Source organism: Lysinibacillus sp. UBA5990, assembly GCF_002429815.1.
In the GTDB taxonomy this organism is placed as follows: Bacteria; Bacillota; Bacilli; order Bacillales_A; family Planococcaceae; genus Lysinibacillus; species Lysinibacillus fusiformis.
In genome coordinates this window covers 386,091-402,211 of the sequence record NZ_DJAY01000015.1, presented here as the reverse complement: position 1 = coordinate 402,211, position 16,121 = coordinate 386,091, and the positions used below count along the sequence as shown (strand labels likewise).

10 protein-coding genes and 1 riboswitch are annotated in these 16,121 nt (G+C 34.0%); of the genes, 3 read left to right on the top strand and 7 right to left on the bottom strand.

Features of this window, described 5'->3' with window-relative positions; all coding sequences use genetic code 11:
* Positions 1-94 precede the first annotated feature (94 nt).
* Positions 95-272, bottom strand: a riboswitch (cobalamin riboswitch).
* A gap of 624 nt (positions 273-896) precedes the next feature.
* The 7 genes from B3D94_RS14450 to B3D94_RS14420 all read right to left on the bottom strand — a co-directional run bounded on the left by B3D94_RS14450 (position 897) and on the right by B3D94_RS14420 (position 12,136).
* Positions 897-1,802, bottom strand: coding sequence for an NAD(P)/FAD-dependent oxidoreductase (locus B3D94_RS14450; protein ID WP_291760573.1), 906 nt, complete (start codon positions 1,800-1,802; stop codon positions 897-899).
* Between the two features lie 508 nt (positions 1,803-2,310).
* The gene (locus tag B3D94_RS14445; protein WP_291757917.1) at positions 2,311-6,138 is read right to left on the bottom strand and encodes a chitobiase/beta-hexosaminidase C-terminal domain-containing protein; all 3,828 of its coding nucleotides are present in this window, start codon (positions 6,136-6,138) and stop codon (positions 2,311-2,313) included.
* Between the two features lie 72 nt (positions 6,139-6,210).
* Complete coding sequence (locus B3D94_RS14440) at positions 6,211-8,079, bottom strand: S-layer homology domain-containing protein (RefSeq protein ID WP_291757915.1); 1,869 nt, start codon at positions 8,077-8,079, stop codon at positions 6,211-6,213.
* Positions 8,080-8,593: 514 nt separating this feature from the next.
* Positions 8,594-8,923, bottom strand: coding sequence for a cupin domain-containing protein (locus B3D94_RS14435; RefSeq protein ID WP_291757913.1), 330 nt, complete (start codon positions 8,921-8,923; stop codon positions 8,594-8,596).
* A 52-nt stretch (positions 8,924-8,975) separates the two neighbouring features.
* The gene (locus B3D94_RS14430) at positions 8,976-9,962 is read right to left on the bottom strand and encodes an ABC transporter substrate-binding protein (protein ID WP_291757911.1); all 987 of its coding nucleotides are present in this window, start codon (positions 9,960-9,962) and stop codon (positions 8,976-8,978) included.
* An 83-nt stretch (positions 9,963-10,045) separates the two neighbouring features.
* Complete coding sequence (locus tag B3D94_RS14425; RefSeq protein ID WP_069480590.1) at positions 10,046-10,873, bottom strand: helix-turn-helix transcriptional regulator; 828 nt, start codon at positions 10,871-10,873, stop codon at positions 10,046-10,048.
* A 471-nt stretch (positions 10,874-11,344) separates the two neighbouring features.
* Positions 11,345-12,136 (bottom strand): nicotianamine synthase family protein, encoded by a 792-nt coding sequence (locus B3D94_RS14420; protein WP_291757909.1) that lies wholly within the window; start codon positions 12,134-12,136, stop codon positions 11,345-11,347.
* A gap of 343 nt (positions 12,137-12,479) precedes the next feature.
* Between B3D94_RS14420 and B3D94_RS14415 the strand changes: the two genes are divergently transcribed.
* The 3 genes from B3D94_RS14415 to B3D94_RS14405 are packed head-to-tail and all read left to right on the top strand — an operon-like array spanning position 12,480 to position 16,097.
* On the top strand, positions 12,480-13,550 hold the full coding sequence (locus tag B3D94_RS14415) for a GerAB/ArcD/ProY family transporter (RefSeq protein ID WP_291757908.1): 1,071 nt from the start codon (positions 12,480-12,482) through the stop codon (positions 13,548-13,550).
* Entirely contained in the window at positions 13,543-14,943 is a 1,401-nt protein-coding gene (locus B3D94_RS14410; protein WP_069480588.1) for a spore germination protein, read from the top strand. The genes B3D94_RS14415 and B3D94_RS14410 overlap by 8 nt, the downstream gene beginning before the upstream one ends.
* 29 nt (positions 14,944-14,972) lie before the next feature.
* Positions 14,973-16,097 carry a Ger(x)C family spore germination protein gene (locus B3D94_RS14405; protein WP_069480587.1) on the top strand — a complete coding sequence of 375 codons (1,125 nt, stop codon included), beginning with the start codon at positions 14,973-14,975 and terminating at the stop codon, positions 16,095-16,097.
* The last annotated feature ends 24 nt before the right edge of the window (positions 16,098-16,121 follow it).

Sequence of the window (16,121 nt, the reverse complement as noted above, 5' to 3'; positions counted from 1 at the left end):
AAAAAAGCTACCTCTACTAGAGAGATAGCTTAAATGGAAACGTTAACATACTAAAAATACTGACGTTCCCATCTCTTAATCCCCGAAGAAATGATAAATTTGTTTTATATAGGCAGGTCTCCTGGCTTTGCTTCAATCTCTGATTTCCTTCCCATGCGAATGCACAGTGGTTACAATCATCGTCAGCTTTACAGTTGCGGGGACAGCGTCGGAATAGTACCGAACTTCCCTATTAAACTACATATAGTAGTACCCACATAAAACGAACACAATATATTGTTTTTCGATAGTTTTAAGTGTACCATCCTTTATATAAAAAGTAAATCGAGAAATAAAAGTTCATCAATTTAAGACTACTCGTATTTTCTGACATAACCTTGAACGAAAGAACTTAAACATAATTATATAAAAATATAACTATGTAAGCGATAGCATTATTTTATTAAAAAATAGGAAGTAAAATAATAGTCGCTTATTTACCTAAAAACGTAGCCCTAAAGAAATTTTATTCATAAAAAAAGGCATCTTTCCTTTACAGTAAAGATGCAATTATGACTTAAGCTATGAGTATGATGTAAATCATGCACCCTACTCCATACATCCTATCCTCGTAGATTTTTTCGTTGTACGAGTCTAAAGTAGGACTCCTCCCTTACGATCATCACAAATTCTCCTTCGTCATAACATAACGCCGACTACTAATATGTGCTCAACAAACAGGTGAGAGGCAACCAACCGTTCTTCCCTTTTAAACTAATTTATAATGAATATGTACATTTTCTAGTTATTCTATATTTATTTATAGTATAACATAACCAAGTTCATTCTCCTCCAGCTTGACTAGTCATATTAAAAATAGCTGATGAATTTCATGTACTCATCAGCTAAGCATTGACTTAAAATCTTTCTATTGTTATATCCATGTTTATGCTTGAAGCAGCCTTAAATCCTTCCGCAGCAGCAATCATTAAAGAAGAGGGACCACCCTTTTCCGTTTCACCTGCAACATATATTCCAGCCGCTGTTGTTCGTCCAGCCCCATCAGTCATAATTGATCCATTTTCATCAACTTGACAATTTAGCTGTTTAGCAAATTTATTTGGACGATAAAAACTTGGCACAATAAATCCACCAGCTCTTAAAATATTTTCACCTGTTTCTAATTCAACACTATATAAGTTACCATCATCTCCATGTAAATCTTTAATAGCATTTGTATACACCTTAATTTTTTTATGTTCAAAATCATTTTGAACCTTATCGGAAAGTTGATGACCATTCGTAAAAACGATTAAATCCTGTGACCAATTAAAAACCAATTTCGTCATATGGCAAATATGCTCCTCGTTTTCTGCTATGATAGCCAATGGCTTGTCTCTCAGCTCCCAACCATCGCAATAAGGACAGCTAAACAAACTTTTACCATAATATTGTCTGATTTGCGGTAGAGGAAATTCCTCTTGTATTCCAGTAGCTAACAGTATTTTTTCAGATACATAGGATTTATTTTCCAAAGTATTGACTAGAAATAAACCAGTTATATCATCTTTAATTATTTCAATGACGGTTTGATCCATCATTGTTATAGAAGGGTAAGATTCTATATCTTTACTTGCAATATTCTTAAATTTTTGTGGCTTTATCCCATCTCTTGTTAAAAAGCCATGTGACTCCTGAGTTACACGATTTCGATTTGTTCCATTATCAAATAGTACAACCTTTCTGCGCGCCCTTCCTAATGTTAAGGCAGCACTTAACCCAGCAGGGCCTCCACCTATAATCATACAATCATATTTATTCATCATTATTTCCCTCCACATCACAATATATTACAGACCTTTAATATCCGTAATTAAGGCAAAAGACATCGCAAATTATATGTATGATATCTTTTTCATTTGTTAAGCCAACAAAATATGAGTCATTGATACCTTAATGTTAGCTATCTCAATAAGGATGACAAAGCTTAAATAACGTTTAGCTTGTCTGAATTAAAGACTTAACATATCCATAATATCTATTTATTTTTTTTTCGTCAAATTTTTCGTTTTCATGTTTGAAATACCGACTAATCACTGTTAGGTTAAGTACATTTACTCATTTTATAAAAGTAACTTTTTTATCCACTTTATAGGAATTAACCTAATATCCATTTTTCAATGTTTGAGGAGAGAAAAGTAAAAGCCACTCCAAATGTGGAATGGCAATTTTTTACTATAATATTGATCTTCATGAATACTGTCCATGCAGTTTAATTTAACAAGCCCTAAAGGATTGGCATATGTTTTACATTCTTTCTGCTAGTAGTCGTTACTTAAATTCAATTTCTTCAGCCGAAGCCCCTTTTGTATACGTTATGGTCGCTCCATCAGGTAAATTACGGATTTCTTTCACATGTTTTCCTTCGATAATAATTTCGCCCATTTTCGTACCTTTAAAATCAATAATCGCATTTCCTTTTTTAGGACTGATCGTTACAGTTTTGTCTGCAAATCCTTCACCATGAAATTCTGCATATTGACTAAATACTGCAATTCCATTTTTAATATTGGTATTTTTTCCTAACGTTAATGAAATGCTTGGACGATTCATTATTAATTTACCAGTCTTATAGTTATTAAAGCTATATACATTTTCAGGTACTATTGGTGTTGGTATTTCTTCTTTTCCTGCTTTCAAATCAATTTGAACTAATACAGGGTCATGATCCGATGCTCGCCCTTGTGCTTCTGTAAAGTTCGCATTAATATGAATCAAGTCTATTTCTGTAACGTCAGCAAGATTATTCGAAACTAAAATATGATCCAACACTTGATTGTTCCCTTGGAAGAAGTACGTAAAACGATCTGTCTCTGGGGCTTTATCCACCATGTTCGTTAATACATCACCTTTCAATGTTTCAAGTGCTGGAGTGAATTCAAAGTCATTCATGTCCCCTGCTACAATGATATTTATATCCGGATTGATGGCAAGACCCTCATGGATAAAATCATTGATGGCTTGAGCAAGCTGAAGACGTTTTGTTACTGATTCTAATACTGGCGGCTGAGTTGGTCCCCAAAGTGAGCCATCCCCTCCTTTAGAATTTAAGTGAGCTCCTATAATGACTACATGCTCTTCCTGGAATTCGAATTCTGCCGCAATTGGTTTGCGTGTATCTGCAAATTTAGTTGGATCAACAAAGCCTGGATTTAAAGCAAGGCTTCCATCTGCTGTCCACCCATTCGCTTGGTCACCCGCTCCCTTTGTACCAGTCACTAAAGAAACACGTGTCGGATTATATAAGTAGCCTACACGAATATTACCACCAGGAGCACCGCCTACTGTATTGTTAATAGGCATCACGTCAACCCAATCATAAGCAGGGCCACCTGCAGCTTTAATCGCATTAATTAATCTCAAATAGCTTTCAGATGCATCAGCATTTCCTGAATCAATTTGTCCATCATTATCTTGTACTTCAACTAATGTAATAATATCTGGTGACTTCATATTTTTCACAAATGTCGCTGCAATTCTGTCTACTTTTTCATTAGATGTATTGGTAGGATTATTCGAAAAGTTTTCGATATTATAAGAAGCGACATTTAACTTGTCCGCTACTGGTTCAAGATGCGTCACTTCTTGCTGAAGGTTTGCCTTTGTCACATCAGGAAAGACTTTATTCGTGTTCAGTCGATAGCCGTCTGTAAAGTTTTCTACAAATCCGATAAGTGGTTCATTAAAACGATCACCCGAATCATAATTTTTTCCTGCTACCCCTTCAAGCATAATTTTTTCTGGATTATAATCGTCGGCTGCAATATTTAAACCGCCATTCATATTAAATGTATTATTTGTTGTGCTCGGGACAACAATTGGTGAATCATTATTATAAATTGGTCCAATCACTCTCGCATCAGGGAATGATACCCGCATATACTCAATGGATTCCCAAAAATCAATACCATCTTCTTGTGGATCAAAAATTGCAAAGCCATCATTATCGATAATTTTATTTGGCGGGGATAGGTCCTCCCCTATAACTAGAGCTTTTGGAATTTGTGCTGTACCTGTTTTTGTAATAGTCGTTGCTGAAATTTGCGTATCTCTCAATCGAGAGTTTCCACCCACTTCAGTTACATTTCCTGATACTTTAATAACGTCCCCTGCCGCTACATTATGTGCCGACTTATTTACCTTGATCGCTGTTGATTTTACGCCATCGAATGCCGAATCGCCTTCTTGCATAATGAAGCTACTTGAATTAATAACGAATGTTACAATTCCTTCTACATCATTTACTGTTAAATCGACATAAGGTGATATATGGCTTGCCCCTTGAATATTGCTAATTGTGGCATTTTCAGTATCAATAATGTCATAAACAAATGTAGCAATCGCACTATCCGTTAAACCTTCTTTCACTGCAATCGCTTTAATCGTCAACGGTTTATTAACAAGAATTTCCCCTGTATACTTTGTACTAGCTGTAGTGGGTGCTGAGCCGTCCATTGTGTAATAGATCGTTGCGCCTTCTGTCATGGTAGAAAGTCTAACCTTTGTATCTGCTGTTACCCCACCTACGTGAGAAGCTTTAATATCCTGAACCTTTGTTACATCTTCAATAATGCGAATCGGGAGTAGCTGATGATTGGTATATTGACCAACAATACCGGTAATTTCCCCATACGTTTTTCCACTTACTAAACCTGCGTCACGTGTTTTATCGTAAATAGCAAATGTGCCTACATCATCAGTTCCGGTAAAATTTTGACCTGAACCAGTAATGGCTACATTTTTAATCGTTACTAATTTCGATTCATTGTCTTCTGCAACCTCACTACTTTTAATAATGTGTGCCCCTGGTAGTGTAGAAGGAATAGGCATGCCAACAAGCGAAATATTCGTTAATTGCTTTAGTCCACTATATTCAGCAACTTGACCTTGCACCGTCACCAAATCGCCGACATTTGCAGTAAGACTATCTACAGGGTAAATTGCAATCGCCGCACCCTCTTCATCTTGAATGTGAGCAGTAGCAGTTTCTAATTTTGCTGTTACAATACCCGATACGATTACTACTTGTCCTATTTTTTTATTACGTGCTTCCGTTATTGAAATAGTTGCTGGCGCATCTTTAACTGTAAAATTAAAGGACATAATTTCGCTATCGTTTAAGCCCGTTACTGAAGCAAATGCTTTGATTGTTATTGCTTCATTTACAACAATGCCCGTTGCTGCATCATAAATCTCACTAGCTGTTGACGGTTCAGAACCATCTATCGTGTAATAAATTGTTGCGCTTGGTGTATCTGTAGACAATGTTACTTTTGACCCTGCAAAAACTTCACCCATCGCTGGAAATGCTTTAACATTCGCTACTTGTGTAGGCTCATAGTTTGATACTAATTGGAAACTTTCCGCGTTTAAAGTTTTTAATTGATATGTCCCGTTAAAAATGGATGCAATTCCTGTCACTGTGATCACATCATTATTATTGAACCCATCTGCTTCAAATTGAGAGAACTGATAGCCCGTACGGTTATCATGACGAATTAATAGCTCGTTATTTTCTGCGTCAGCTGCTTTAAACTCAAATGTTCCATACGTACCAGATGACGCTAAATCTTTAATCTTCACATTTTCAAGTGTAATTAATTTACCTTGTAAGCTGTCTTCAAGTGGTAGATTCACTATTTGCGGGGATGGTGCTGCCCCTGTAGAAATGCGTTCAATTGTCGGTGAATTAAATTGAACTTCTCCACTATATAAACTCGTTTTCCCTGTGATTTTGACAATATCCCCAGCAGCTAAGCTCCCCGCTTCTGTAGAACTAGAGAAAACATATACCCCTGCAGACTCATCCTGTACATAGAAGGCCTTGCCTCCCCAGCTACCAGGTTTTGTCGTAACCGTCCCTTGAATTTGAAATGTGCGGTCTGTTCCAACAGCTGCACGAGCTTCGGCAATTGTTCCTTCAGTGACTGAAGCATTAGTCGGCTCAGTCGGTTCTGTTGGATCAAGTCCAACAAAGTCAACTGAAGTGGCTTCTGTCGTTTCCGCCTTTACAACTGTTAAGTAAGGCAAAATTATAGACATTATAAGTAAAAATGATAAAGCTATTTTGGAAACGAAATTAAATTCTTTTTTCTTCATTCGTTTAGCTCCTTATGATTTTTTATCTTTCATCCATTTCTCTATCTTGCAAAGTAGTTTACGTGAAAGTTATTATTCAATTACTGTGTTTCCTTCAACAGTTACCCCATCTAAACTGATGTTTACATTTGGTGCATCAATGATTAAATCACCTGAAATAATACCAGTACTACCAGTTGGCATTAAAGAATATCTCCCTTTAGCTGTTGGAGCTGTTATCGTTACATTTCCGTTCAAGGTATGACCATTCAAATCAATTATTACTAAATCTGTTAACGTTATATCTGTAGTCACTGGAGCCATTAACTTAATTAAGTCTCCTGCTTTTGCTTTTTTTAATGCTTGTTTTAATTCTTCAGCATTCTTGACATTAAATTCATTCACTTTTTCTGGTGGAATAACTGGATCGGGTGCTACATTTCCTCCACCTGTGTTTGGATCCCCAATACTTGGCGAAGAACCTCCAATAATGGCCTTAATTTGGGAAGCAACTGCTGTATAGTTAGTAATAATCTTCGTTACAGTTGAACCCGTTGGAATCGACAACGTATTTATTAGTAAACCTGAACCGATTGTAATTCGAGCATCGGCGTTTAGAACCGTTAAATAATTAACTACACCACCAACATTCAACGCTAATTCCACGGCCGTTGAAAGCAATAGTCGTTCAATCTTTACATTTCCGGTCATTTTAAGTTTGGCCGTAGATTCTATTGTTACCTTCGTTGCTGCTCCCTCAATATTGATAGCAGATATAGTAGCTGTCATTACAATTTCTGGAATAACAGTGTTCGACACAATCGAAGTATTATTTCGTTTGACATGGACTTTTCCTGTTTGTGTATTTTTGATTGTCAATACAGGTGTACTTTGACTTGCATTTTTATTGTCTAATGAAGCATTTGCTCTATCTATGGCTTCAGCTAAAATTAAATCCCCAGTAATTGTAGCACCATCAAATGTCACTTTTGTTTTAACGTTTGAGCTAATGGTTGCATTTCCTGTAATCGATACATTTTTAACTGCCACACCATCTGCATTAATTGTTATTGAATCGATCGTTGCATTTGTATTGAATACAACTTCCTTCTCTGCTGAACCTGCGTTATTTAAAACAACATTATTTACTTTTGTCATCACACCATTTTTAATGGTTGCTGTAATTTCTGCCCCCGTAAGTGCGGGTTTATTTTCAGTGGTAAAAATCGTTTTTACTGAATCATCAAAATAATATATCTTACCATTAATACTAATTTCATTCGCCGCATATTCTTCAACTTTAAACGTTACACTTTGAGAAAGTTGAGAAATTGGATGACCAACAGCTTCTGAACGAGTAATAAATGCAGCCATTTGCCCTCGTGTTACATTTGAAGAACCATCAAATAATGTAGCTGACTTGCCATTCGTTATGTTGTTTTCATATAAAGCAGCGATCGCTTCTTTGTAATCAGCACGCACATCGGTGAATGGTAATGAATTTGTATTCGAAGCTTTTAAATGAAAGGCGTTCGCTAAAATCTTTGCTACATGGTTACGTTGAATATAAGCGCCCTGACGGAATGTGCCATCTTCGTAGCCATCAATAATCCCCTCTTGCTTTAAAGCAGCAATAGCTCCAAAATATTGATGAGTAGTAGGAATATCTTTAAAGTTGGGATTGCTAACATTGGATGTGTCCAGTCCTAATACACTTGCAATAATTTTAGCAGCTTGTCCACGTGTTAAGTTTTGTTCAGGTTTAAATGTGCCATCTTGGAACCCATTAATAATGCCACGATCATTTAAATTTTTAATGTCGTCATAAAATGGATGCGTTCGATGTACATCCTTAAAGCTACTTGCTTCTGATACAATCGGTGCTACCATCACTAGTGTTGAAGCCGTTAATGCCATTGCTGTTATTGCTTTTAAATACTTCGATTTCCTCCGTTTACTCATGCTTAGAGTAATACCTCCCCATTCCTATTTAATAAGGAAAATTTTAAATCCAATTAATAGGTTCCATTAACACTACCAAAATATTGGTTAACATAATAATTTTAACAGAAAAATAATAAAAACATTCTAATTTATTATTAATATTCTAAATACTATGTAAAATAGTACATATTAAACTTTTACAATATGAATATGAGCAGTAATAACAGGGGTTTTTTCAATTCGGTTTATATTATATGATCAAACGCGTAAATGTGCCGCCTAGTTCCGACAAATATTAGATGTCCAGAGTTGGGACATTTGCCAAGACGTAGGCAAACTTTCTCCTCATATTTTTTTTACAATGCGATAATTTCTATAACCGTAAAAAAACTGATGAGTATCATCAACTCGTCAGCGTACTTAATTATGATATGGTTTACTGTAACTAATTGAAGATAGACTCCCTTTTTGGACCTGCCTCATGTATTCAATAAAAAAAGAGCTGACTATGCAGCTCAAGCCTCATATTACTTTAATTACTTTCCGTGTTTATTATGTCCTTTGGTTCCACTAACATGATATGACATTCTTTTTCGGCGAAAGGCTTATGTTCGGGTCCTCCAGGAATAATAACCATCTCCCCTTGTGAAACTTTCACTTGGCCATCGCGAAAGGCGATAAATAGTTCTCCTTCGAGCACGATAAATACTTTGTCGGCGCCTTGGTGCTCATGCCACATAAATTCCCCATCAATCTTAACCAGCTTGAATTGGAAATCGTGTATTTCACCAACAACTTTCGGAGACCAAAGTTCTTTTATTTGAGCTGCACTCTCATTAAGATTAATAGCTTGATAATACATATACATCTCTCCCTATTGTTTTATTTGTTTTCGATGGAATTCTACATTGTTTTTAGTGCTTTTGCAGAGCATTAGTTATATTTTGCAAAGCGTATTCGATTGCTAATGGACCACCAGTAATAGCAGACGTATCCATCAAATAAATATTCCCTTTCTTTACTGCGTTCATATTATTCCAAACATTATTTTGATTTAATTCACTCATCAATGTTTCTTTTTTTGTTATGTCACCTATAAGGAAAATGTGATCTGCTCGAATAGTTGAAATTCCCTCGAACGCAGAAAACTGATTACTCTTCCCATTAAATGTGGTATCTGGTGAAAGCCCCAACCCCCTTTCTTTATCAAATGCAAGTGTATAAACAGGATTATCTTCACCTAAAACATTAAAAGTTTTTCCATCCCATGACACGATAAGCGCTACTGACTCTCCTTCAATCGTTTTTAAATCTTCACGACCAGTTGTAATTGCTTGCATCATTTTTTCAATTACTTTTTCAGCTTCGTCCTCTTTGCCAATAATCTCAGCTACTGTACGAAGACCATATTGCCAATCTTCATAAATATCCTGGTATTTAAAAGTAATGACTGGCGCAATTTTTTCAAGTGATTCATACAGTTTTTCATGATGTTCTGTTGCTAAAATAAAATCAGGCTCAATCGATAGAGTTTTTTCAATACTAGGAGACAATTTATCTCCTAATTCTTCGGTTGAATCTAGCTTTCCGTTTAAATATGCTAAAGAAGATAGATATTCTTTATCTGTAGAAGCTGCAGGTGGCTCACCCAATGCCACTAATATTTCCGGGTAAAAATACCAAAGTGAAGCTATTTTTTCAGGTTTCTTCTCGATCACTATTTCTTTCCCTAAGGCATCCTTAATTGTTCTTGGCCAATCATTGGCATTCACTTGAATCGTTGAAAAAGATGCTTCTTCTTTCTTATATAATTCTTTATTTACAGCAGGTGTTTCATGACAACCTCCTAGTATGCCTGCTAATAATAGTAATGAGAAACATAGTCCTTTCATCTTTTGCATCCAAAATTCCTCCAACATATTATCTTTGATATGCCATTAGTATAGTAAAATGATTTATAGGTTTGAATGGATGCTTGTTGAAACTAGCATGGATTATTGATGAACTTCTCTCGATACTCTTTAGGGGATCTACCAAATTGTTTTTTAAACACTCTACTAAAATAAAAAGGATCATCAATTCCAACAGCCTGTGCAATTTGTTGTACCGGGGCATCACTTGTATATAGCATTTTTTGCGCCATGTTTATCCGATATTTTAATAAATATTCTGCTGGTCCTATCCCTGCATGTTTTTTAAATACATAAGAAAGTCGATTTCGATTAACATCATTTTGTTCTGCAAGCGAAGATATGGTAAGGCTTTGATAATAGTGCTCATGAATATAGTTACATACCCGTTCGAATAAAGTATGTGATTCACAGCTATTTTGCCTATTCACCACACATAATAAGGCTTCATTCAATACATCACGAAATAGCATTTCGGTTTGAAACCTCGAAATACCTCCGCGCTGATTGTACACTTGCCAAAGACGCATAATTAATTCGATAAGACGTGGAGATTGGCCAGTCAATAATTCAAAATGTTGATGAGAAAAGCTGGACTCTTGTAGCTCTGCGTTACATATTTGATATTGAACAAGAATATATTCCCAGTTTGCATATTCAAAATTTTTTTGATCTAGTTTCATATTTGCAGCGCCATGCACAATTTTTCCTGGTGAAAAGATATACGGAGTGCCATTAAATTGAAACTGTATTTTTCCAGAAAGGGGGAAAACGAATCCAGGAAAAGAATCTGTATATTCAGCATAGGGTACACCAGTGCTTTTTGCATATCGGTATACCCCCTGTACTTGAAATGGAATATATGCTAAATGTTCTGCTAATTGCTCAACATCGATTTTCAAATTAATTACCTCATTTCAAAATTGTGGTTACCATCTGTAATCTTAGAATCCTAGCTGTACGTTCTGTGCACTTCTAATTATATACACAATTTTCCAATTGCATCTGTTCCAACTAAGAGATAGGGTCATAAAAAGCCGTTGTAAGGTTAGTTCCCTTTTCTCTGAAATGAAAAAAGGTGGGATGATGACTTTCGCCTATCCTCACCTTATCGATAATGATTATCATTGTCAATTTGAAATATAACCACCTTTCTACTAATTGGTGGCTTGCACTCCGCATGAAAAGCTTGAACATAGAACCATGTCTAAATTGATCTTAGTTTTCACACGACCGTTAATGCGGCTATATGAACGACCTAATGTAATCAAAATGCCTTCTAATCATTTTCCATATGAGAATTCTCTTTCCCTTTGCTATAATCAAAACGCAAATCTATTTCTTATTTGCTTTCTTCACATTTATCAATTTCACTAACCCTTGTGATATAAAATAACATCAAATACATGCTGAGGATGCTTAATTTCTTCTACTATATGCCATTTGGTATCGTCTACCTTCTGCATGGGATAATTAAATAGAGACTTTAACCCATTTCCGTAACGCATTGCAACAAGCACATCTTTATTTGTTATATCGTATAATTGATCTAACATGTCATATTTATTGCTGACCGTTGAGCTAAATATAATATGACTAACTTGCTTTATTACTGCAAGTTCCCCTACAGTCTTTTTATCAATTTGAATGGACAAATGATTCCCTAATTTATTGACTACATGTTTTCCTAATCGAATCGCTTCATCATCAATATCTATTCCAAAAACGTCTGCTCCTGTGCGCTCCGCAACCATTAATAAGGTAATCGGAAAAGACCCAGATCCAATTAAAAGTACCTTCGACTGACTAGTTATTTCAAAATCACCAAATTCCTTACCAATACAATTTTCTATGTTACGAAAATAATCCGTGACCGCTTCCTGTTCATGACTGAGTAATAACGCTCGATATTTCTCCAAGATTTGCACACAAACAGACGCGTTCATTCTTAAATTATCGGTTAATAATAGGATCTCTATCGATTCCTTGATATTCGTCCACTGTTCTTCATTGTCACGATTTATTATAAAAGAAGAATATTCATCCATTATTTCACACAGCTCAAAATAATTAATCCGTTGCTGCTCCTTATTTTGCTGGATAATGAACTGAAATTTCTTATCAAAGTCCTGTAGTTTTTTTAAAAATAACATCCTATCATCCACTTGCTCCACTCCTATTTTGAGAATTAAAGTTCAATATATGCCATGTCTTTTAAAACTATTTCAACATGTTTTAAGGTATGTGAATTATTGGACAGCTCTTCAAAATTAGAAGGATATAATGAAAAACAATCAAAATCTATTTTGATTGTTTTTTTACGTGTTTTGATCACTGCTAGGTTGTCTATGAAACTAGTTTGGAGGTGAGCAATAAATGGGCCTAAAATATTGTAAGAAATGAGTAACGTTTTTATTAAGAGGAACTTCGGGTGGCAATAATAACGCCCCACTTAGATTAGATGGCAACAAACATGGGCAATATTGTTAGAAGGAGGGTTAAGATCAAATGAATAAAGTTATACAACCAATCCATGTATATAGTTTGTTATTTTTATCAGTTAGTTTTTTAGCACATTTCGTTTTAATTCCGACAATTTTCACAGTGGTCGAACGTGAAGCATGGATAAGTGCTTTGGTAAGTTTAATCCCGATATTACTTTTCGCATCATTTATTTCTAGACTTACCAATTCATGCAATAATACTTCATTTTTTGAACTACAATCTTTCCAAATTAATAGACCACTTTATTTATTTATCGTTACTTCCTATATCGTTTATTTGTTTTCAGCAACGTTCGTCTCACTCAAATTTACAATTATTTGGGCAGAAGAAAGTTTTAATTCTGATTATCCATATTTTATTACAGTTATTTTATTTATCTTATTATGCTTTTATGGTTCTCTAAAAGGGCTCAAAACCATTGCTATCCTGTCATTGATTATTTGTTCACTATACATTTTTTTATTTGTACTCCTCAATTTAGGGAACTCGATGAACAATGAATACGAACTATTATTACCAGTAAATACAAGTAATACTTCGCCCATTTTATGGGGAATATTATACATATGTATTGGAATTTTAGAAATGGGCTTTATTTTAATCGTTTTAAATAGTTATGTAAAAGAGCAAATGAAAAGGACAGGAATACTCATTTTCTCTACTCTGTTTGTCTTATTAGTTTTTATCGCTATTGTGACTACTGTATCTGAATTTGGCATTTATCTAACTAAAAAAATGCTCTTTCCTATAAACGAGCAATGGAGAGTTTTGTCATTTGGTAAGTACTTTACAAGATTAGATTCTTTATCTGTTCTCCAAATATTATCAATGGCTTTTATTCGTATCTGTTTATTTATGTATATTGTGTCATCCTTTTTTAAAAATCCAAAATTTATATTAATTATTGGTTATCTATGCTTAACAATAGGATTATTAATTCCTTGGACTGTTTCTGATTTTTTGTCATTTATAAAAAGCACTTATCTTCTTTCTATTTTTTCATTTTTATTCTTTTTTATGACTGTTTTCTACGTATTAGCAAAAAAGCAAAAAGGAGTTCAGCATCTTGACTGAAAATAAGGATTTTTTTTATAAAGAATTAGGCCACCAGTCAGATATAACGGTAAGTAGTAAATTCTATATGTTTAATAACGAAAAACATGAAGTTATATTTATCTATTGCCATAGTTTAATTGATAGTGTACTTTTTTTGAATTCATTATTACCGAATATTAGATTTTTGGCTGAACAAGGTAGTTTATATAATGTGGAAATTATAAATCGCTATTTAGAGGTACAGGAGATCATAGAGTACAGAATGAAGACAGATGAAATAAATAGCCAAATTTTCTCAGGTTTTTTATATTTTTATCATGTTCCATCGAATAGCTTATATTCAACCAATTTAGCTAAACTACCTGAACGATCCATTGAAGAATCAAATATGGAAGTCTCATTAAGAGGGCCTAGAGACGGGTTTGTTGAAAATATAGATACCAATTTTTCTTTAATAAGAATGAGATTAAAAAGTAAAAATTTATCCAGTGACAATTTTACAATTGGCGACACCAGTAAAACAAAAGTTTTATTGATCTACATTGAGAACTATATTGATCAAAACACTTTAAAGAATGTACAAACCAAACTAAATAAAATAAAAGTAGATAATATTGCAAGTAGTTATCATATTGAAGAATTACTTTATGATAAGTTGACACTCTTCCCCCTCCTTGATTATTCAGGAAGGCCCGATTTTGTAGTAAGCTCCCTCAATAAAGGCCGTTTTGTCATATTGGTAGATGGAAGTCCAAGCTGTTTAATTGGACCCGTAAATTTATTACTTATTTTGAAAGCACCTGAAGATGATCAAACTAATTTTTTATTTGTGAGTTTTTCACGAATTTTAAGGATTACCTCTTTATTAACAAGTATCTTTTTACCTGGGTTTTGGATTGCATTAACTGTCCATCAACTTAACCAGTTACCCTTTCCCTTACTAGTATCAATTTCTGCATCTAAAATTGGACTACCCGTCTCTTCTTCGTTCGAAATTCTCATTATGCTCATTTTTTTTGACCTCTTTCGAGAAGCGGGAATACGTTTACCTAAAGCTGTAGGGCAAACTGTTGCAGTTTTAGGAGGTTTAATAGTTGGTGATGCTGCCATAAGAGCAGGGTTTACATCACCATCAACATTAGTAATTGGAGCACTTACCGTTATATCTAGTTATACATTAATTAATCAAAATGTACTAGGAAATGTATTTTTAATAAGAGTTGCTACATTAATAATTGCTTCCTTTTTTGGAATGTATGGCTTTGTTTTAAGCGTCTTATTTTTCTTAACATATATCTCGTCATTAGAAAGTTTTGGACATTCTTACCTTTCTACATTTTATAAAGTAAGTATACCCAATCTTATTAAAGGTTTTTTAAAAATGCCATTTAGAATTAAAATTAAAGACTGACTGCTTTTTCAGCAGAAGGGAGATTATAAATGTCCCATTACTATACTTCCATATTCAAAATAACATTAATTTTTCCTTTATTATTTATTCTAGGCGGCTGTTTAGGTACGAAGGAAATACAAAGTGAAGTTTATATTACCGCTCTTGGTATTGATTATTCTAATGATGTGTATCATTTATATTTTCAAGCTTTCGGATTTACGAATGTTGCTGGCTCAGATCCTAGCATTGCATCTGAGCCAGCTCCAATTGTTGTTGGACATGGAGAAGGTGAAACAATTCAGGGAGCAATCGATGATATAGAAAAAAATTCTGTTAACCCTTTGTATTATGGACATATACAAACTTTCTTTATTTCCAAAAATGTATTGGATGGTCATTTGGATGAATTTTTTGATTTTTTTAGTAGGGATTATTATCTACGTTACAATACTTTAGCTTATGGATATGAAGATGATATTAAAGAGATAATGAATGTACATGGTCTCTTTTATAAACCGCCTATATTAACATTTCCTTATGATCCAAATGAACAATTATTCTTTAATTCATTCATCTCAACTAGTACTGTACAAGATATGATTAAAAGATATTATGAACCAGTTGGATCAATTATGGTTCCTACAATAAAAGTTAGTGAAGATTATTGGATGGAGGATAATAAATCTAAAAATATATTAAAAATAAATGGTGCTTATTTTCTTTCACGTCAAAAATTCAATGGTTGGATAAAGGAAGAAGAACTTTCAGGGCTAGATTGGTTTAATAAGGATTTTAATAACATGAAATTATCAATAAAGGATAAGTCAGTTTCGATGTTTATAGATAATATAGATTATCATATAAAAATTGTGGATAATTCAATTCCTAAATATATTATCAATTTAGAAATAAAAGCTTCAATCAGAGAAAACCCAAAAAATATTGAAAAAAAAACAATTGAAAATGATATTAAAAATATTTTTTTATCACAGTTTCAAACTACATTTAATAAAGGGTTGGAAATAAACTCTGATGTCTTCAATTTTTCAGAAAAAGCTTATCGCTTCAAGCCCCAATCATGGACTGTAGATAAATTAAATTCAATTAATGAAAATTCAATTAAAAAATTTAATATAAAAGTTTTCATAAAGGATGAAGGGGCTAATAAATAATTTGGCCACCTGCATCTTTTTTTG

Bases quoted from the DNA above. Each gene is read 5' to 3' on its own strand.
- B3D94_RS14430 (WP_291757911.1), bottom strand. From the start codon at position 9,962: ATGCAAAAGATGAAAGGACTATGTTTCTCATTACTATTATTAGCAGGC.
- B3D94_RS14440 (WP_291757915.1), bottom strand. From the start codon at position 8,079: ATGAGTAAACGGAGGAAATCGAAGTATTTAAAAGCAATAACAGCAATG.
- B3D94_RS14445 (WP_291757917.1), bottom strand. From the start codon at position 6,138: ATGAAGAAAAAAGAATTTAATTTCGTTTCCAAAATAGCTTTATCATTT.
- B3D94_RS14450 (WP_291760573.1), bottom strand. From the start codon at position 1,802: ATGAATAAATATGATTGTATGATTATAGGTGGAGGCCCTGCTGGGTTA.
- B3D94_RS14435 (WP_291757913.1), bottom strand. From the start codon at position 8,923: ATGTATTATCAAGCTATTAATCTTAATGAGAGTGCAGCTCAAATAAAA.
- B3D94_RS14415 (WP_291757908.1), top strand. From the start codon at position 12,480: ATGAATAAAGTTATACAACCAATCCATGTATATAGTTTGTTATTTTTA.
- B3D94_RS14405 (WP_069480587.1), top strand. From the start codon at position 14,973: ATGTCCCATTACTATACTTCCATATTCAAAATAACATTAATTTTTCCT.